The organism is Nostoc sp. T09 (genome assembly GCF_002154695.1).
Classification (GTDB): Bacteria; Cyanobacteriota; Cyanobacteriia; order Cyanobacteriales; family Nostocaceae; genus Aulosira.
Genome location: NZ_MTAV01000120.1, coordinates 32,887 through 52,132 on the forward strand (window position 1 = coordinate 32,887; position 19,246 = coordinate 52,132).

At 39.6% G+C, this 19,246-nt stretch carries 11 protein-coding genes; 2 read left to right on the plus strand and 9 right to left on the minus strand.

Features of this window, described 5'->3' with window-relative positions; genetic code table 11:
• Window positions 1-116: 116 nt before the first annotated feature.
• From BV372_RS23000 to BV372_RS23015, 4 genes are all read right to left on the minus strand, one after another.
• The gene (locus BV372_RS23000) at window positions 117-1,217 is read right to left on the minus strand and encodes an AI-2E family transporter (protein WP_086688816.1); all 1,101 of its coding nucleotides are present in this window, start codon (window positions 1,215-1,217) and stop codon (window positions 117-119) included.
• 149 nt (window positions 1,218-1,366) lie between these two features.
• Window positions 1,367-2,815, minus strand: a complete 1,449-nt coding sequence (locus BV372_RS23005; protein WP_086688817.1) for a bifunctional orotidine-5'-phosphate decarboxylase/orotate phosphoribosyltransferase — start codon at window positions 2,813-2,815, stop codon at window positions 1,367-1,369.
• 52 nt (window positions 2,816-2,867) lie between these two features.
• On the minus strand, window positions 2,868-3,590 hold the full coding sequence (locus BV372_RS23010) for a molybdopterin-dependent oxidoreductase (protein ID WP_086688818.1): 723 nt from the start codon (window positions 3,588-3,590) through the stop codon (window positions 2,868-2,870).
• 41 nt (window positions 3,591-3,631) lie between these two features.
• Complete coding sequence (locus tag BV372_RS23015) at window positions 3,632-4,231, minus strand: cytochrome b/b6 domain-containing protein (protein ID WP_086688819.1); 600 nt, start codon at window positions 4,229-4,231, stop codon at window positions 3,632-3,634.
• 645 nt (window positions 4,232-4,876) lie between these two features.
• Between BV372_RS23015 and BV372_RS23020 the strand changes: the two genes are divergently transcribed.
• Window positions 4,877-9,898 (plus strand): GAF domain-containing protein, encoded by a 5,022-nt coding sequence (locus BV372_RS23020; protein WP_086688820.1) that lies wholly within the window; start codon window positions 4,877-4,879, stop codon window positions 9,896-9,898.
• Here BV372_RS23020 and BV372_RS23025 read toward each other — a convergent pair.
• Window positions 9,892-10,308, minus strand: coding sequence for an anti-sigma regulatory factor (locus BV372_RS23025; protein WP_086688821.1), 417 nt, complete (start codon window positions 10,306-10,308; stop codon window positions 9,892-9,894). The genes BV372_RS23020 and BV372_RS23025 overlap by 7 nt on opposite strands.
• A 149-nt stretch (window positions 10,309-10,457) precedes the next feature.
• On the opposite strand from BV372_RS23025, the gene BV372_RS23030 reads away from it, so the two are divergent.
• Window positions 10,458-11,648, plus strand: coding sequence for a SpoIIE family protein phosphatase (locus BV372_RS23030; RefSeq protein WP_086688822.1), 1,191 nt, complete (start codon window positions 10,458-10,460; stop codon window positions 11,646-11,648).
• Between the two features lie 43 nt (window positions 11,649-11,691).
• Here the strand turns inward: BV372_RS23030 and BV372_RS23035 are convergent, their stop codons facing one another.
• The 4 genes from BV372_RS23035 to BV372_RS23050 all read right to left on the minus strand — a co-directional run bounded on the left by BV372_RS23035 (window position 11,692) and on the right by BV372_RS23050 (window position 18,962).
• Window positions 11,692-12,024 (minus strand): STAS domain-containing protein, encoded by a 333-nt coding sequence (locus BV372_RS23035; RefSeq protein ID WP_086688823.1) that lies wholly within the window; start codon window positions 12,022-12,024, stop codon window positions 11,692-11,694.
• A gap of 219 nt (window positions 12,025-12,243) precedes the next feature.
• The gene (locus BV372_RS23040; protein WP_086688824.1) at window positions 12,244-14,259 is read right to left on the minus strand and encodes a glycosyltransferase; all 2,016 of its coding nucleotides are present in this window, start codon (window positions 14,257-14,259) and stop codon (window positions 12,244-12,246) included.
• Window positions 14,260-14,278: 19 nt separating this feature from the next.
• Complete coding sequence (locus BV372_RS23045; RefSeq protein ID WP_218776757.1) at window positions 14,279-15,688, minus strand: DUF3131 domain-containing protein; 1,410 nt, start codon at window positions 15,686-15,688, stop codon at window positions 14,279-14,281.
• Window positions 15,689-16,133: 445 nt separating this feature from the next.
• Window positions 16,134-18,962 carry a DUF3131 domain-containing protein gene (locus BV372_RS23050; RefSeq protein WP_086688826.1) on the minus strand — a complete coding sequence of 943 codons (2,829 nt, stop codon included), beginning with the start codon at window positions 18,960-18,962 and terminating at the stop codon, window positions 16,134-16,136.
• Between the last annotated feature and the right edge of the window lie 284 nt (window positions 18,963-19,246).

The following is a 19,246-nucleotide window of genomic DNA, read 5'->3' on the forward strand; positions in this document are numbered from 1 at the left end:
AAGAAGTTGTTAATCGTTAATTAGACTTTCTAGCAAACGGTTAATAACACCTTTAAAGGGGATAGTATCATTAAGTCACTACACCAATATCGTGGTAAATTACAACTCTTGCCCGATTAAGAAGTTGATTTCTCTGTTAACATTTCCGGTATTTCTTCACCCTTAATCACATTCTTAGAATCATCAGATAGAGACATAAAAACATCCGCTACATCTTTAATAAAACCAGCCACAGGTACGGCGATTAGCAAACCCAACAAACCACCTATATAAGTTCCTACTAGTAAGGAAATTATCACCCATATCGGTCTAAGTCCTGTAAAACGCCCTAAAAGACGGGGTGCGATCGCCTGGTCGATTAACTGGTCGATAATAATAGCTACAGCAAAAATCTTCACTGCTAGCCAAACATTATGTGAAGCGATAATTAAAATAATTACAATCAGGCTGATGACATCACCAAAGGGAATTAAGCTTAAAAGCCCGACACCTAAACCAAAGAGTAAAGCAAACTGGACTTGGAAAACTAAAAATAATACGGTTTCGGCAACTCCCATCAGTAGCGCTAAACTTACTTGACCTATCAAGTAATTTTGAAAATTTAATTGCAGAGACTGTCTAGCCTGTTGCGCAAAGCCCCAAGGTATTTTGTTAAATATACCCTCCCAAATCCGTTTACCATCTATTAATAAGTAAAAAGTTAATACCACTGTTACTATTGCCTCTGAAAGGCTATCAATGGTATCTCTGATAATACTTAGAAAGTGATTAAATAAATACTCTAATTCATCAGGTACGTGATTAGTAACTTGAGTTAGTATTTGACTTATATTAACCTTTAATTTTTGGTTTAAATCTGAATTATTTAAACTTTGGAGTTTTGCTTCATTAGCATCGATCCATTGGGGCAGCAATTTAGCCATTTCATTAAATTGCTCTAATACAATGGGGAATAAGATAACAGCTAAACCAATAAAAATAATTAAAGCTGATATAAAAACTATTCCTATTGCATAGTTACGTTTAACTCCACGTTGCTGAAGAATCGAAACAGGATAGTTTAAAATAAAAGCAAGCAAACCTGCTAGTACTAAAATTGTGACTATTGGTTGGAAGTATTTAAAAAATTGAAATGCTAGCCAACCATTGAGAAAAACCAAAGGAAATAGCAGTGTCAAAATTAAGATTTTGATAAGTTGATTTAGGGAAAAATTCATAATCAATTCAATAAACTATTATTATTGCGATGTGACACAAGAAATATTCCTATAATTGTAAATTAGCTGTCCTAATTATTCTAGGATTATATATTTAATAATGTTCAAGATAATACCAAACCTAGAAGAAACAACTTTTTATTTTTTAATTATGGGCAGCAGTTATAACCTTCTTTAAAAGCTAAAAATTGCTCTTCATTTATGCGTCCTGCTTGATACAGCGTTTCTGTAATTTCGGAAATAGTTAAAACTGCATAGCTATGGTAACCATTTTTTCTCAACCTATCTTTTACCCCTTGTTCATGGTCGATAAATACCACAATATCATTAACGTTTAGTCCCGCAGATTGCAATTTTTCTGCACCTTCCATCACACTTTTGCCACTGATGAGAATATCATCAACAACTACCACAGTTTCACCAGGATGGAAGTTACCCTCAATTACCTTGCGAGTTCCATGTGCTTTGACCTCCTTACGAGGAAAAATCATCGGATAATGAAGGCGCAAAGCTAAACCTGTTGCTGTGGGTAAAGAACCATAGGGAATACCTGCTATCCTATCAAAATTTAGGTTTTGCAAAATCTGCTCATAAGCACTCAGAACTTGATTAAAAACTTGAGGATTAGAAATAATTTTACGTAAGTCAATGTAATATGGAAACGTTTCTCCCGAGGCTTGCACAAAGTTACCAAACATGATGCAGCCGATATCATACAATTGTAAAATTAAATCTTGCTGCGGATGTTGATTTAAAAAACACACATCCGGTAACCATACAGAACAGGTGGAATTATCCTGAATAATATTAGTTTTAGCTTGATTAATTTCTGCCCTTAAAGAGTGAATTTCTGTAGCTAATTGTGGAGTTCCTAACATATCTTGAGGTACAGGAATCAGCAGTCCATCACCGTTATTATTTAAGCCTGCTGCTAAAATTTGATTGAAATTGCTACCCTCGGCCCAGATACTACGAGCCATAATAATTCTTTCGGGTGCAACTGCTCGAATTAATGCCAAAACATCAGGATTTGTAGTTCCCACCTCTAGTCCTAATTGTTCTGGAGTACCCCAATTTTTTGATTCTTTTACCACCTGCAAGTATAAAGGCGATTCGTTTGTAGGATATTGCTGTAAAGTTTCCGCCCCTTGATTAGATGTACAACACAAAATAAATACAGCTTTATCAGGATAAACTAAAAATGGTGCCACATGATCTTGCCCGGTGTAGGGACTGAGCGTAATAGCATCTACCCGCCATTGTGTAAACACAGTACGAGCAAAAATAGTACTGGTATTTAAGTCACTGTGTTTAGCATCTAAAATAATTGGAATATGGTCTGGGATAGCTGTTAAAGTTTTGTACAGCAGTTCTAAACCTGGAATACCTAACGCTTCATAAAAGCCAAGTGTTGGTTTATAAGCACAAACACAATCAGCAGTTTCAGAAATAATAAATTGCAACCAATTCCACAAGCCAGCCATGATATCTTGAGATTCATAGCGAGCAGGCATCATTTCAGGATTTGGATCGAGTCCTACAAATAGTAAGCTTTGATTGCGGGCAATATTGTCATGTAATTTATCGAAAAATTTCATAGTCATTTTTTTAAAGGTAATATTGCTAAGTTTTAACCAGATTAATCAATTTTTAAAGTCCCGCAAACCATTCGTAACCTTGATCTTCCCAATAGCCTTTAAAAGGCGATAAATAACTAGCTAGTGTAATTTGAGTTACCCATTTACTCTGCTTATAACCCAGTTTAATAGGCGAAGCCAAACGCAGAGGTGCGCCATTATCAATTGGTAAAGGCTCACCGTTCTTTTGATAGGCTAATAAAGTCTGGGGATGCAACACCGATGCTATATCCCAACTTTCATAGTAGCCATCGGCTGATTTAAAATAAGCATACTTGACATTAGCTTTTGGTTGAGCAAGGGTAATAATCTCCTTTAAACGTATACCACCCCACTGCACGATCGCAGCCCAGCCTTCTACACAAACATGGCGAATAATCATGGAAGTTAAAGGTAAAGCTTGAATTTCTGCCATGCTCAGGCTGAGGGGATTATTCACCTCTCCATCAATAATTAAACGATACTTTTCTCGATCAATAATTGGAGTAGCTCTAAAGGTATTAACTATTAATGCTTCTGGTTGAATTTCACTGGCTGGAAATTCTGGTACTGGCTTTTGGGGATTAAATATCAATGCTTCTACTTTTTGATTTAGTGGTTCGGAAAGTTTACCTACTAAATCTTCAAAACTCGGTGTACCACAGCCACCTAGCAAAAAGCTGACACCAGATAACCCAGAAATTTGAAAAAATTGACGGCGTGTTAATTGAAGACGATGATTGCGAATTAAACCCATATTCAAAAATATCAAATTCTTTGGTAGCAAGAGCAGCGAATTTACCAAAACATAGATTCTGTAAGTTCCTCACCCCCAGCTTTACGCCCTAGTAGAGAATGAGCGATCGCAAATATAATTACTGTTGGGACTGAGGAAAAGTGAATAATCCGCAATGCTTCCCAACTCCCAAATATATTGACAATCCAGGGAAATTGCGCAGGTTTATACATTCCTATGCCAGTAAATAATGCTAAAAGCAAGATAGGAATAATAGCTGTATAAACAATGCGATGCCAAGCATAAATCAACCGCTTGGAATTGTGGCTTTTTTGTAATGCTTTCAGATCGTTGACACCCACAAATCTATGTCGCCAACGTCGGGTAATTAAAATGTAAACTCCATACCACAATAAATTTAGGGAAAATAGCCACATGGCGAAAAAATGCCAATGTCTACCCCCAGCCAGCCAACCTCCTAATGTAAATAAAGGCGAAATGTGTAAACCTGCACGTCCACCAAAAACTGGATTGGCATTATATATTTGCAGTCCACTGGTAACCATGAGAAACAAACTAATGATATTACCAGAGTGGAAAATCTTAGCTCCTATTGCTTGAGTTGGTAACTTCCGTGCTCTAGAGGGGATGGTCGAAGTCATAGATATCTAGTTTATTTGTCTTAGACAAACAGCCTATTCTACCTTTTCATCCTACGATTCAATCGCGATTTTATTGTTGATTATTTCTCTAATTTTCTGCGATTGTTCAAATCTGTTGCAGCCACAAAGCTAAAAATCCGAACTTTTCTCAGATTTTTTATGTGTCATAGTTTACCCAGTAAGTGGTAATTATCCCGTTACTTTGCAAAAGCAGGCTGCCTCTCTTACTTTATGCAACACTGACGTTGTTAAAATTTACAATTAATTTACGCAAATACTATAGTAGTATTATTAACAAATAATTCTGCTGAGTACTTGCTCTATCCAGCAAACATAACAGCAAGCGTACCCTTCGCTAAACCGCTAGCTGCTTCTTGCCAGATATCGCCTCAAAAATTCAAAACCTTAATGATATGCGAATTAACATTGATGAATGTCCAAAGACACATCATGGTAAAACTTTGCAAGACTGATGCATATCCTATATCAGTGAACTTACTATAACTATTTTCGCTAAAAAGTATCATTATTGATATAACAATTTCATGATAGTTAGTTAAAATAACTACTTTTTATTTCATTAATTTTAGTCAAAAATACTTAAGCAGCAATCACCCGATTAATAACTTCAAACCAAGCTCAAGGATGAAACCACCGTTCCCTGATAACGAAGCACAGAGAATTGAGGCGCTTTTGCAGTATCAGATCCTCGATACAGTATCTGAAGAAGCCTTTGATGAACTTACTCATTTAGCATCATATATTTGCGGCACACCGATTGCTTTAGTCAGCTTGATTGATAGCAACCGTCAATGGTTTAAGTCAAAAGTCGGTTTGGCAGCCTTAGAAACGCCCCGCGATCTTGCATTTTGCGCTCATGCGATCCTACAATCTGAAGTTTTTGTAGTTCCCGATGCCACAACTGATGAACGATTTGCGGCTAATCCTTTAGTGACGTCAGATCCTCACGTACGTTTTTATGCAGGTGTACCGCTGATTAATGCTGAAGGTTATGGGTTAGGAACACTCTGTGTAATTGACCATGTACCACGGAACCTAACAACGGAACAGACGGAGGCATTACGAATTTTAGGTCGCCAAGTCATCAGGCAAATGGAATTGCGGCGCAATTTAGCAAGTTTAGTATTAACAAATCAAAAAGGCAAATATCTTAAGAAAACACGTATCCAATTCTTCAAAAAGATTGCAGCCGGATTTGGATTAGCAGCAACGCTATTAGTTTTGACTGGTATAGTTTTCTATCAAAATACTAAATTATTGATTAATACTACTAACCAAGAAAAAATTACTGAAGAGAAAATCTACACTCAAGAAAAACTACTATCTCTACTAAAAGATGCTGAGACTGGACAACGTGGTTATCTACTTACGGGAGAAGAACTTTATTTACAACCTTATCAAGTAGCAATTGCCAATATTGATGCAGAAATTCAAAAGCTGAAACAGTTAACACCAAATCAACCCAAAAAACAGCAGCAACTTACCATCCTTGAAAGATTGATTGCAGCAAAGCTAGCAGAATTGAAGGAAACTATAGAATTTCGCCAAAATAAGGGATTTGATGACAGCTTGGAGCTAGTTTTGACAAATCGAGGCAACATTCTGATGGATGATATCCGCAAGTTGATTGCTGAGATGGAGAACGCGGAAAAAAAGCTGTATCACCAACAGAGAGCAGCAGTAACAGCTAGTGGATGGAATACAATTTGGACATTTGCGATCGCCATTTGCTTGTGTTTTCTCATTCTCGCTGTCGTCTACAACCTCATTTACCGAGAAGTAACTGAGCGAAAGCGGACAGAGGAAATACTAGAAAAAGAGCGTAACTTTATTTCAGCAGTTCTGAATACAGCCGGAGCTTTGGTACTAGTGCTCGACGCCCAAGGGCAAATCGTTCGCTTCAATCAAGCTTGCGAGCAAACAACTGGTTACTCATTTGATGAAGTCAGAGGTAGGTATTTCTGGAACATTTTTCTGATTCCTGAAGAAGTCGAGCCAGTCAAAGCCGTTTTCCAACAGCTACAAAGTGGTAAAGTTGCGAAAAATTACGAAAACTACTGGTTAACTAAGAATGGTAGCCGGCGGTTGATTGCATGGTCGAACACCATCTTGAAAGATGATGAAGGTAATATTGAATACGTTATTGGTACTGGGATTGATATTACTGAAAGCAAGCAGGTAGAAGCAGCATTGCAAGAAAGCAAGCGCTTTGCTGAGAGTGTCACGGATAACTCGCCTAGTCTCATCTATGTGTTCGATTTAGACAACATGAAGACCATTTATGGGAATAAACCTGCAAGTACATATCTGGGCTATCAGCCAGAACAAATGAACGCAATGGGCCCGGACTTACTGGGCACTATCATTCATCCCGACGATTTTGCCAACAGGATGATGTATTTTGAAGCATCCCAGAAGCTGAAGGGCAACGAGATCATCGAGTTTGAGCAGCGGTTAAAGCATGTTAGCGGTGAATGGCGGTGGTTTTGGCATCGTGAAACCGTGTTCAAGCGCAGAGCAGATGGTACGCCATGCCAAGTTATGGGAACTGCACATGATATTAACGATCGCAAACGGGCAGAACAGCATCTGAGCGCACAATATGCGGCAACCAGCGTCTTAACAGCAGCTAACACAATCGCTGAAGCTACTCCCCCGATCTTGCAAGGAATTTGTAAAAGCTTGGGATGGGATTTGGGGGAAATTTGGCTAGTAGATCGGCAAGAAAATCTGCTGCGTTGTCTCGATATGTGGCAAAAAGCATCCTTGGAAGTCCCAGAGTTTGAGGTCGCCACCCGACAAGCTACTTTTGCACTAGGAGTTGGATTACCTGGTCAGATATGGAATGAGAATAAGCCTGTTTGGATTGATGATGTCGTTGAAGATCCAAACTTCGTCCGTACCCAAATCGCTGCTCAAGCCGGATTGCATACAGCTTTTGGGTTTCCTATCCATAGTGGTAATAAAATCTTTGGCGTCATCACTTTCTTTAAGCAGGAAAAGCAGCAAATTGATCTAGATTTGCTCATGAGTATGACCTCTATTGGAAACCAAGTTGGTCAGTTTATCGAGCGCAAGCAAGCAGAAGCAGAACTCCAACGCCAGAACTTGCGATCGCAATTGTTAGCCGATGTCACTTTAAAAATTCGTGAGTCTTTGCAAATTGATGACATTCTGCAAACCAGCGTGACAGAAGTGCAAACGTTGCTACAAGCAGATCGCGTCCTCATTTTGCAGTTGGAATCAAATGGCGATTTAACAGCGCTAAAAGAGGCCGTGCTACCTGGATTGCCCATTGTCATGGGACAGAACATCGTTGAGCCTTGTTTTTCACAAGATTATATCCAGAAATATAGTCAGGGAAGGATTAGTGCCATTACTGATATAGAGCAAGCTAACTTTAAACCTTGCCATCTCGAATTGCTCCAACAATTTGCTGTCAAAGCTAATCTAGTTGTCCCGATTTTACTCAAAAAGCAACTATGGGGATTACTAATTGCCCATCAGTGCAACTATCCCCGCCAATGGACTTCTTGGGAAATTGAATTTTTGCAGGAATTAGCTGACCAAATCGGTATTGCTTTAGCCCAAGCCAAATTATTAGAAGCAGAAACGACTCAGCGACAAGAACTTGAATTAGCTCGTCACCAAGCTGAGTTGGCATCTCAAGCCAAAAGTGCTTTTTTGGCAAACATGAGTCATGAAATTCGCACCCCTATGAATGCCGTTTTGGGAATGACTGGCTTGTTGTTAGAAACATTCCTCAACCCAGAACAGCGAGATTTTGTCGAAACTATACGTATTAGTGGAGACGCTCTTTTATCCTTAATTAACGAGATTTTGGATCTATCTAAACTAGAGGCTGGGGAAATGGTTCTCGAAACTCTAGACTTCGACTTATCGGCCTGTGTTGAGGAAGTTTTAGACTTGTTGGCTTCTCAAGCCAATCATAAGGGATTGGAAATTGCAGCGTTAATTTATCGCAACGTCCCCACCCAGCTGCAAGGGGACGCTAGCCGACTGCGACAGATTTTAGTGAACCTGCTGAGTAATGCTATCAAGTTTACTAGCGTTGGTGAGGTCGTAGTCAAGGTGGAATTGCGAGCTGAAACATTAACTACAGCCACTATCCAGTTTGCTGTCACAGATACAGGACTTGGTATTGCTCCAGAAGATCAAGGCAAACTCTTTGCACCATTTACCCAAGTGGATGCTTCTACAACTCGCAAATATGGAGGCACAGGTTTAGGATTAGCTATTTGCAAACAACTAGTGACTTTGATGGGAGGAGAAATTGGCGTAGAAAGTCAGCTAGGGGAAGGATCAAAATTTTGGTTTGAAGTAACTTTTGTTAAGCAACTCCAGCCTGCTTCTATAATCAGCGATCGCGGACTGCTGAACAATCGCCGTTTGTTAGTAGTGGATGACAATGCTACTAATCGGAAAATTATTTACCATCAAGCTACCCGTTGGGGAATGCAGGTAGACACAGCTGACTGTGCAGCTACAGCCTTGAGAAATATGCAAGCAGCTGATGAACAAAAACAGCCCTATGATGTCGTCTTGATTGATATGCAGATGCCCGAAATAGATGGCATGACTTTGGGAACACAAATTAAAGCCAATTTTGCCATTGCTAATATACCGTTGATTATGCTTACCTCTACTAATCAACGAGATGAAATCCAACGAGCGCTCACAATAGGATTTGCTGCTTATTTGGTCAAACCCGTTAAACCATCTCGCCTCCTCGACACTATTATGACTAACTTAGGAACTGAGCCAAAACCAGATGATTCTGATGCCTCAGATGTTACAAAACTGTCAAATTGTCCACGTATTGTACAGAATAATTCTCATAAATACCAGTTAAGAATTCTCTTAGCCGAAGATAATTTAGTTAATCAGAAAGTAGCTCTCAAACAGCTCGAAAGTTTGGGCTATAGTGCCGATGTTGCTGCCAATGGTAGAGAAGTATTACAGTTATTAGAAAAAATCCCCTATGATTTGATTCTCATGGATTGCCAAATGCCGATTCTTGATGGTTTAGATACGACAAAAGAAATTCATCGTTGGCAAGAGAGCGCCTTTGCTAGTCATCGTCGCCCTGTGGTGATTGCAATGACTGCTAATGCAATGAAAGAAGACAAACAAATGTGTTTAGATGCAGGCATGGATGACTATCTGAGCAAGCCAGTGATGAAAGAAAAATTGGCAGCGAGGCTAGAACATTGGGGGGCAATCCTGAAGACACAAGAAGCCGCAATTTTTGAACCTGAGAGAACAACAATAGATGCCGATTCATTCAATCTACTGATCAATTGGGAACACCTGCATCAGCTTTCGGAAAACAACACAGAATTTGAATTTGAGCTATTGCAAATCTTCGTTGAGGATACGCAGGCTCATTTAGAAGCAACCAAAGCCGCGATCGCCAGTAATGACTTTCAGCAAATCGCACAAGAAGCCCATCACCTCAAAGGTGCTAGTGCCAATGTGGGAGTCACAGCTATGCAAAGAGCAGCAGAGCAATTAGAACAATTAGCTCATCATCAAGAGCATAGAGGTACTACTAAGTTAATTGATGATTTAGCAGAATCTCTCAAGCAGATTCAAGTCTTCTTAAGAAATAACGGTATTCAATAATATTTACAGATATATAAACAGTAACGATTATCTGCTGTTTGTTTATAAGTTAACCGATCGGCAATTACTGACATAATTTTTAAACCCCGCCCCCGCTCTAGCTCATTATCTTCAAATTCAGATAGTTCTGCTAATTTTTTATCTAAATCAAAGGCTTTACCTTGCGACCATATCCGAATTTCTATGCGTTCGCTGAAGCGTACAGCTTCTAACTCAATTGATGTATCAATAGGTAAATCTTTGTGTGCATGTTCAACAATGTTAGCAAAGCCTTCCATTAAAAGGGTTTGACATTCCCACCATATTTTTGTGTCAGGAATAGGTGGATGATTTATCCGATCAAACCATGATAAAACTTGTGAAGCCGCAGTCAAATCAGTATTAACTATGAAATTGATTTTATTGAGCACTTTTTAAGTAAACCTTTAATGAATTTGTTTTTATCAAGCATATATAATATTTTTGGATATTTGACTATTTATTAATCTTGCACCAAGCAAAAAAATGTTAATTTAAATGAGAATAAGGAATTTTTGCAGAATTTAATTAAATATAATTTATGTTTAAAATACTGATTATTGATGATGACCCGATCGTGCGTACAGCACTCAAAAGAACGCTCCAAAACCAGGGTTATGAGACTGCAATAGCCAGCGATGGTGAAGAAGGAATTATATTAGCAAACAGCTTACGTCCGGCTCTAATTATCTGTGACTGGATGATGTCGAAGATAGACGGATTAGAAGTCTGTCGTCGGATCAAGGCAGATCCAGAATTGGCAACTACTTTTTTCATTCTGCTGACTGCTAAAGGTGCAGCTCCGGGAGAGGAAAAAGATAGAGTTCAAGGATTAGATGCAGGTGCGGATGAATTTGTCTCCAAACCAATAGAGATGAATGAATTAAAGGCAAGGGTAAGAGCAGGGTTAAGATTGCACCAGCTTCATCAAGCTTTACAAAGTCAAAAACAAGCTTTAGAGCAACTTAACCAGAATTTGCAAACTCAAAAGCAAATTTTAGAAGCAGAATTAGCTGAAGCAGCTGATTATGTGCGATCGCTTTTACCGCCGCCTTTGCTAGGAACAGTCACCACAGAAGCGCTGTTTATTCCTTCAGCACAATTAGGAGGCGATTGCTTTGACTATTACTGGCTTGATGAAGATAATTTAGCAATTTATCTATTGGATGTTTCAGGACATGGAGTTGGTTCAGCGCTGTTATCTGTATCTGTGCTTAATCTCTTGCGATCGCAGTCTCTACCCAACACTAACTTTTGTCAACCAAGTGAAGTTCTCAAAGCTCTCAATCAAGCTTTTCAGATGAGTTATCACAGCGATAAGTACTTTACCATCTGGTATGGAGTTTATCATCGCCCGCAACGTCAGCTTGTTTACGCTAATGCTGGACATCCACCAGCTGTACTAGTATCTGGTAAAGATCCAACAGATATCAATGTGAGAAAGCTAAGTTCTTTAGATATGCCCATTGGCTTTTTACCTGATGTCCACTTTGAAGATGCAATTATCGAAATCTCCGCCAACAGCACTTTATATATCTTTAGTGACGGTGCTTATGAAATTCATCAGCCAAATGGTCAACTTTGGGGTCTCAATGCTTTGATTGATTTGTTAATCAACTGTAGCAATATCGATCCTAGCCCACTTAAGCAAGTATTAGCGCAGATTATGACTGTAAATGCCCAAGAAAATCTTGATGATGACTTATCTTTGCTGAAGGTTAACTTTGCTTAGTCTAGTCCAATCTACATATTTCTATAATCAACTGTGTCATTGCTTATTGCACAGACAACACTTGGCGTTTGAATTCTTCACGGTCGGCAAAGTTTTGAATAATTCTATCTACTTTAGTTAGTTCAAATAACATCTTGACTTGAGCACTAGCAGAGCAGACAAAGAGTTTTGCATTAGCACTTCGCACTATTTGCAAAGAAGACACTAAAGCACCTAAACCAGAACTATCCATAAAGTTTACTTCTTTAAGGTCGATCAATAACACATCCAATTCTGTTTGTTTCTCTACAATATCGCTAACGTCACGCCGCAACTGATTACCTCTATTAGCATCTAAAATGCCTGATATTTCTATTATTGTTAATTTAATTTTCATAGCTTGATTTACCTGTGATTTTGATAAGTTATTAGATGTTGCTATTTTGGCATTTACTTGAGAAAAACTGCAAGAGAGATAGCAATATATTTATGTTTTCATCCTGCTTATTTACTATTGTGAATACTTCAGCAGCCAGAATCTGTCCTACTTTTTAAGGTAGGTAATGTCCACATAGTTAATTATTAATTTTTCAGAATAATTTAGGATTTTTCTAGATTAAACATCTTGTGGTGGTTGCCAGAAAGCAGCGCGGATAATAGACCAGAGGAGTAGTAAGTTATAGATAGCCCAAGCACAATTTAGCAAGTGCACCCAAGGCTCGTTCAAGCTACCAACTGCAAAGCGATAAATAGTCCAGATGATGCCTAAAATAGTTAAAGTAAAAATTAGTAGTTGTGGCCAAACTAGCTGGATATAAATACCTGATTGCCGTTGCTTGGGTGTAACTTGGAACTTAATCTGTTTACCTGAAAATACACTCCATACTGCTTGGATTAGCAAAGGAAATAGCGCGATCGCAAATTGTTCAGAACGCCAGATTTCCCTAGCCGGAATTCCCCAACCAGCGGTAATAAAGGTCAATCTATTAATAATAAATGCCGGAAAGAAGTGTAAAGCAAAATCATTGCCATAAGTTTTAACTGGAATGATTCCTGTAAAAAAGTAGATAATTGGACAACAAATAAAAATAATAGTAGCAAAACCAGAAAAATAGCTATACATTGTCTTAAAATATTGTAGACGTTGCCAGAAACTTAGCCCTGATTTAGTCAAGGGATTTTCTCTGACTAGTACTTGAATAGTACCTTGTGCCCAGCGTAAACGTTGTTTGAGTGTAGAACTCAAATCATCTGGAGCCAAACCTTCTGCTAACAGTTCATGGTGATAAACAGATTTCCACCCGGCGCTATGTAACCGCATAGCTGTATTCATATCTTCTGTAATACTATTGCTAGAAACGCCACCAATTAATTGAAATTCATCTAACCTTTTTTCATCTTTGGTATACTCATCGGAAAAATATTGTAATCCAACACTAATCAGAGCCTCTCGTCTTAATACTGCATTTGTTCCTGTATAAAAAGCCGCATTCATGCCATCTTTACCTTGTTGCAGCGGCCCGTAAAATAAATTGGCTCGATGTCCAAAAGGATCGCCCGGAGGAATGTTATAAAAATCTTGGGGTGTCTGCACAAATGCAATTTGGTTCTGCTCGTATTTTCCGACGAACAAATTGTAGTTATAAAAATACGGTAATACTCGCTTGAGAAAGCGTGACTTAGGAATATGATCTGCATCTAAAGTTAGAATAAATTCCCCAGAAGTTTCTCCAGAAAAAATTGCGTAATTGAGATTACCTGCTTTAGCATGATGGGCGACACCAGGTTTTTTCGGACGTGCAATGTAACGCAAACGAGCAAGTTCTACTAGCTCTAATGATTTTTGGTGAATAGCTTCCTCTAATAATTTATTCTCAGTAATCAGACTTTGATGAATGCTGTCCTCAGAAGTACCATCAATATCTTGCGGATTGGGATGTAACCAAAGAATAAACTGTCGTAGACTTTGTAAAAATTTTGTGCTATTATCTTCGCTATTTTTGAATTTATCTGGAGGTAATTTCTCTATAAATTCTTCAACATCTAGCAAAGTCGGTTTGAGGTTTTCTAGTTCGTGCGATCGCTTCATCAACGCAGAAATTTCGGCATCAATTCGCCTAACTTCTTGTTGTAATAGCGGTGATTGTAAATCCTCCATACCCAGCTTTTCTGACATAGCTCGCATCTCGGGAGAATTGCCATCATCTAATATATAAACTCGAAGCTTATTTGGAGGATAATCTATACGTAAAGCGGCTCTGGCAGTTTGTTCTACAATTTCTGGTGGCTCGTTGTAACAGGCAATAAATATATCAACCGTTGGCCAATTGGACGTGGGGAAAGGAGGCGACATTTGATCGAGTGACTTAATCTGCCGCACTAAGGGTCGCCACAATCCAATCACAAACATCATCCCGCCGATATAGCTATAAATTTCTGCTATTAGCAACGGAATCGAAAGCCAAAGCACATCAAAGTTGATGGAATGAGTGATACGCCAATGTAAATACCAAGCCCCAAAAATTAAATTTATTTCTGCTAAATAGCGAAAGAGCAGCGTTCTTTTTTTGAGGCTCGAACGGCTGTTTCCAGAAAAGTTTGATGTATTGTCAACGATGGATACTGAAGTCATCTTACTACCAAAAATAAAATTAAAAAATTAGGGGACGTTTGTTTCTAGCTTGGTACAGTAGGCTTTCTAAAATAGCTGCATTAGTATTAACATCTAGCGAACTATTAATCCCAAGCTGCTGATTTTCATATTGCCCAGAAAAGTAGCCGTTATTTTTGCTAGCTAAATTCTGAACAAAGTCTCGCAGCTTTTTACTGTAAGGATCATCTGGCATTAGTGCATACCAAGAAAACGCAGCTTTAGTACTAATAAATCGCAGATGGGCATAAGTTTTTTCCCTAACGCTAGTAGCTTGCCAAGGTTGACCATTGGCGTAGACACTGTAATACAAAAAATAAGGGGGACGATCTAAAGAATCTTCATTGACAGCCGTTAAAATACCAGTACGTTTAAACCTTTGTGCTTGCACTTTCAAGAGATTTTGAACTTGAGGTTTGACCATATCTGTCCAACCCATTTCTAAGCCCCAAAGCAGATAAGGATCATTTGTTAAGTAGTTGGTAGCCCCAGAATTTTTGAGATTGCGTCTGTCGATTAGTAAGGTGACACCATCTACCTGCACTGTTTCTACTGGTGGATGAGCAAGAGCTTTTGCGGCGTGAATATTCCACAGCTTTAAGCTATAAGCGGCATATTGTTCGTAGCCTAACCGCCCTTCTTGTACTTCGCGAAATCTTCCCCCAGATGCGGGAATAGCGCCATTCAACCAACCATCTTTGACCAGTTTTGCTAAATTCCAGCGAGCAACAATGTGATTAATGCGATCGCTATACTCTGGATAATGCGATCGCAGAATATGCAAGGCTAGTAAAAATCTTGCTAAATCTAGAACAGACCAACCACTCTTACCCTGAGGATCGGGACTGTCATTAAGTTTTCGCATTTGTGCAGTATGAGTGCTATAGGCTTTATTCGGCAACCCTGTAGCTGGTAGAGGTAGGGTTTCTAAAGTCCTAAGCAAGGTGTTCATACGTTGTCGAAATAAATCAGTCGGCAATAAACCTAATTGCTGCGCTGCATGAATTCCTAATAAAGCACTACCTTGATCCCACCAAGTTGTCCACGGTAAGTTGTCTACCGAATTTACTAAACCTGTTTGCAGATTCCAGTTGCGTTCAAAATACTTCCAAGCACGTTGGGCAGCAATTATATCTGCTTGTTTAGTCAATCGCGGTTGAGAGAGATTCCCAGAAGGAATAATAGGTGGTGGAGCGACTTTAGGCTTTGGTGGAGCTAATGGTGGACTGATTGCAGGATTTGGCGATAAGGGTACATTCTCTACAGGTGCAGCAGGTTCTGAAACCTGCGGCTCAGGATAAAAATTATTAGGGCCAGCAATGATTATAGAGGGCGAACATTGCCATATCTCTGGAGCACAAACCGATGGTTGCTGATTAGTTGTTACATACAATACTGATTCCAGAATCACCCTGTTTATCCTTGCTAAATCAGTTACTCTTTTGGTTAAAGCTTGCTTGACTTGTGCCAGTATAGTTTACTACTCAAAATTGGGCATTGAGATTCATAACCTTGTTATAAATTTATACACATAAAAATCCGATGCACACCCGGGAAATCATGGAGATGGGAAAAGGGGTAATACAGAAGATTGCTGCAAATATAGTGGTTTGCAATTGGGTGTGAGATCGCAATACAGTTCAGTTAGGCTGGGATGCAATACGTCGTATGGGCACGGCATTAGACCTCTTGTAAAAATATATTTTTGCAAGAGGGGGGAAAGGGAAAAGGTTAAAGGAAAAGGGTTTTGAGTTCCTTTCTCCTTTTCCCCTTTCCCTTTAACCGACTTCTGCAAGAAGTCTATTGATAAGATTACTGTATACACCAAAAGATTATGGGTGCCGTGCCCCTACAATCTACTTTTGAGTTACTGAGTTACTATCATTACTGTTAGAAACCCAGTAATTACCTGAAGTATTAGAAACAAACCGCGATTTTTGCCTGGCAGTAGTAGGTAAACCGCGATCGGAATAGCCGCTACTCACTGTTCGCCACCAAGGAGAGTTCATAGCAGTAGTTGGACGAATCAGAGGTTGCTTGGTTGCCATATATAGCAAGGATTGCAGAATCATACTATTGGTACTGCCGCTAAAACCGAGGGTGAATTTGCCAGTTTTTTCGGAAAAACCCTCATAAAATCCCAGCAGTGGGTTATATAAATCAGTCGTCGCCCTGACTAACTCTTGGGCATAATTATTTTCTGGCAGCAGAGCATGATATGCAAATGCTACTGCCGTACTTACCAATCGCCCATCCTCTATAGGTTTACCGTCATCTCCTAAAGCCATCCAAGGTTGCGCGTGAGCAATAATTGTGCTGTGGACAATGTAAGGCTGGCGCTTAATTAAAGTAGTTGCTGAGGCAGTGAGTTTTCCGGTGCTATGGTAACGTTCGGCTTGAGCTTGGAAAATCGGTGTAAATAGTGATCGCATTTGGGGATCTAGACCAAACTCTAAGGCATACAGTAGGAAAGGATTGCTGACTGTGTATTGATTAACTTTGGAGTTGGTATCTGTTCGATTACGTTCAATAGGGACTTGGAAACCTTCTACTGTAGCAGTTTTATATTTACCACCAACCGCAGAGCCATCGACATCAAACCCCCACAATTGAAAAGCACGTGCTGCGTATTCTTCATAACCTAACCGGATTTCTGGTTTAACGCGGGGGAGCGATCGCCCATTTTTATCTTTGCTCGCGGTGGCACTAGCAATCACACCATTCCGCACTACCCGTAAATAAGACCAATCTAGAACAATTTGATCGACTGCTGCCGTATATTCTGGATGACAGGTTTTCAAATTATAAAGTGCTGCCATCATCCGCCCCACATCTAAAGCCGACCAGCCAGTACCTTCGGGAACTAGGTTACCGCCATAATCTACAGGTTGCAGCGTTTTGATATCGTAACCTCGGTTGGGTAATTCCCCGGCAAACAGAGGCATCTGCGCGATCGCTGCTAAAAGTTGACGAGTGCGCCGATCAAATTCTTTCGGGGAGATAATATCAATTGTCCTAGCTGCATGTAGTGCGGCTAGATAATCTCCCAATCCCCAAAAAGTCGCGCCTTTAACATCAGAGCGATCGCTCACCAACCCAGTGCTGGATTGTAAGTTGGCTTGGAAATAAGCCCAAGCTGCCTCAGCATAGCGTTTTTGGATCACCGTTAGCGGTTTAACTAGTACTGGACAGGAGGATGGCTGCGGATTGCCTACTGCTGGAATGGGTGCAACTACCACTGTGGCTGGAGTTGAGGGTGGATTAGTTGGAGTATTTTTGCTGGTTGCGGGTGGGTTAACTGGGTTATTTGTAACTGTTGAAGCAGGAGTTTTGGTAATTGGCTCTGATGGTTGTGGTTGTGAAGGTGACGCCGCAATACTTACCCCACTAGCTCCAATAAGTGGGCGATTACCTCTGGCTTTATAGTATAAAATCTCCATAATTAGCCCGTTGGTATTGCCTGTCAGAGCTTTATTTGGTTGTTTTGATTCCTCATACAGCCCAGCATAAAAACCGCCCTCAGGGCTATGCAAATCCTTCACTGCATCAAAAACTTTCTGAGCATAAGTATTATTGGGAAAAAGATAACGCCAACCAAAGGCAGCCTTGGTGCTGATGCTGCGCAACTGTGGATAGGGCTTATTCTCATCTGTAATAGTTGCCCAATTAACGCCATTAGAGTAGACAGTATTATAAAGAAAATAAGGAGCTTGATCGATGTTATCTTCTGAGACAGCCGTTAGCTGTCCAGTTGAATCGAAGCGCCGCTTTTGTACTTCTAAAACTCTGGTGGCAAAATCTTGTAAATACCCCTCTAAACCAAATTCAATGCCATCTAAAATATAAGATTCACTGACTACATAATTGTTAGCATTGGTGCTTTGAAAATCACGGGTATCAACTGGAATTTTAACTCCGTTAATTTCAATCATTTTATATGGTTCTAAAGCTAGAGCCTTGGGTGCTTTAAACCCCCAAAGTTCATAACCTCTCACAGCATATTCTTCATAGCCAAGGCGTCCTTCTTGCACCAATAAAGTATTTTTATTAGGTAAAACTGTAGCTCCAAATAGTTGATCATCTTTAAGCGATCGCCCTACCTGCCACTTCGACACAATCCCCTTCAGCCAATCATTATATTGAGGATGACAGGTACGGATAACGTGAAATGCCGCGAGTAAGCGACCAACATCTAAAGCTGACCAGCCAATACCCTGTTCTAGAGGATTATTGCCGTAATCTACCATCTGTCCAGTGGCTGCGTGGTAAACCTTATTTGGTAAAGCTCCTTCAAATAGCTTGAGGTTGCTAATAGTAGAGAGAAACTTGTTGAGTCGCGAGTCAAAGTCAGATTGGTTAATTAAATTTACCCACCGCGCCGCATTTAATGCCATCAGATAATTGCCGATATCCCAGAGAGTACCTGAAGGATAGCCACCAGTGGAATTTGTAAATCCTGTTGCTGGCTGATAATTGTTAACAAAATACTCCCAAGCAATCCGAGCGTAATTTTGTTCTTCTGGCGTGAGTGGGTTAGTGATATTGCTACAACTATTAGAATTGTCACTACTAAGAGAATTTTGAGCAAAAGCTATGATTGGTAGATAAAATAAAAATTGCAAAAATGTTCCACAAACAAACAAGGCAATCCATCTCAACAGCTTTTTGTGAAGGCGTTGCTGCATATTTTTAATATTTAAGTTTTAAGATTAGTTCAGTAATAATTTATGTAGAGATAAGTTAAGGGAAAATACCAAATTTTAGAAATTTTTCAGTAAAAGGATTTTCCCTGCTGCCATGACAATGATACTTAGGCGCATGTCAATATAGATGCCTGAATGCTCATTTTTCAGGCAATGAAATTTTTTCATTAGAATTGCCATCTACCTTCTGACTTGTAAGTAGGGAATAGGGAACAGGGAACAGGTAAGAACTACTTACATGCTTGGCGATGAAAATTTTTTCATGG

Coding starts and splice junctions, on each gene's coding strand:
- BV372_RS23000 (WP_086688816.1), bottom strand. CDS start 1,217: ATGAATTTTTCCCTAAATCAACTTATCAAAATCTTAATTTTGACACTG.
- BV372_RS23005 (WP_086688817.1), bottom strand. CDS start 2,815: ATGAAATTTTTCGATAAATTACATGACAATATTGCCCGCAATCAAAGC.
- BV372_RS23010 (WP_086688818.1), bottom strand. CDS start 3,590: ATGGGTTTAATTCGCAATCATCGTCTTCAATTAACACGCCGTCAATTT.
- BV372_RS23015 (WP_086688819.1), bottom strand. CDS start 4,231: ATGACTTCGACCATCCCCTCTAGAGCACGGAAGTTACCAACTCAAGCA.
- BV372_RS23020 (WP_086688820.1), top strand. CDS start 4,877: ATGAAACCACCGTTCCCTGATAACGAAGCACAGAGAATTGAGGCGCTT.
- BV372_RS23030 (WP_086688822.1), top strand. CDS start 10,458: ATGTTTAAAATACTGATTATTGATGATGACCCGATCGTGCGTACAGCA.
- BV372_RS23035 (WP_086688823.1), bottom strand. CDS start 12,024: ATGAAAATTAAATTAACAATAATAGAAATATCAGGCATTTTAGATGCT.
- BV372_RS23040 (WP_086688824.1), bottom strand. CDS start 14,259: ATGACTTCAGTATCCATCGTTGACAATACATCAAACTTTTCTGGAAAC.
- BV372_RS23050 (WP_086688826.1), bottom strand. CDS start 18,962: ATGCAGCAACGCCTTCACAAAAAGCTGTTGAGATGGATTGCCTTGTTT.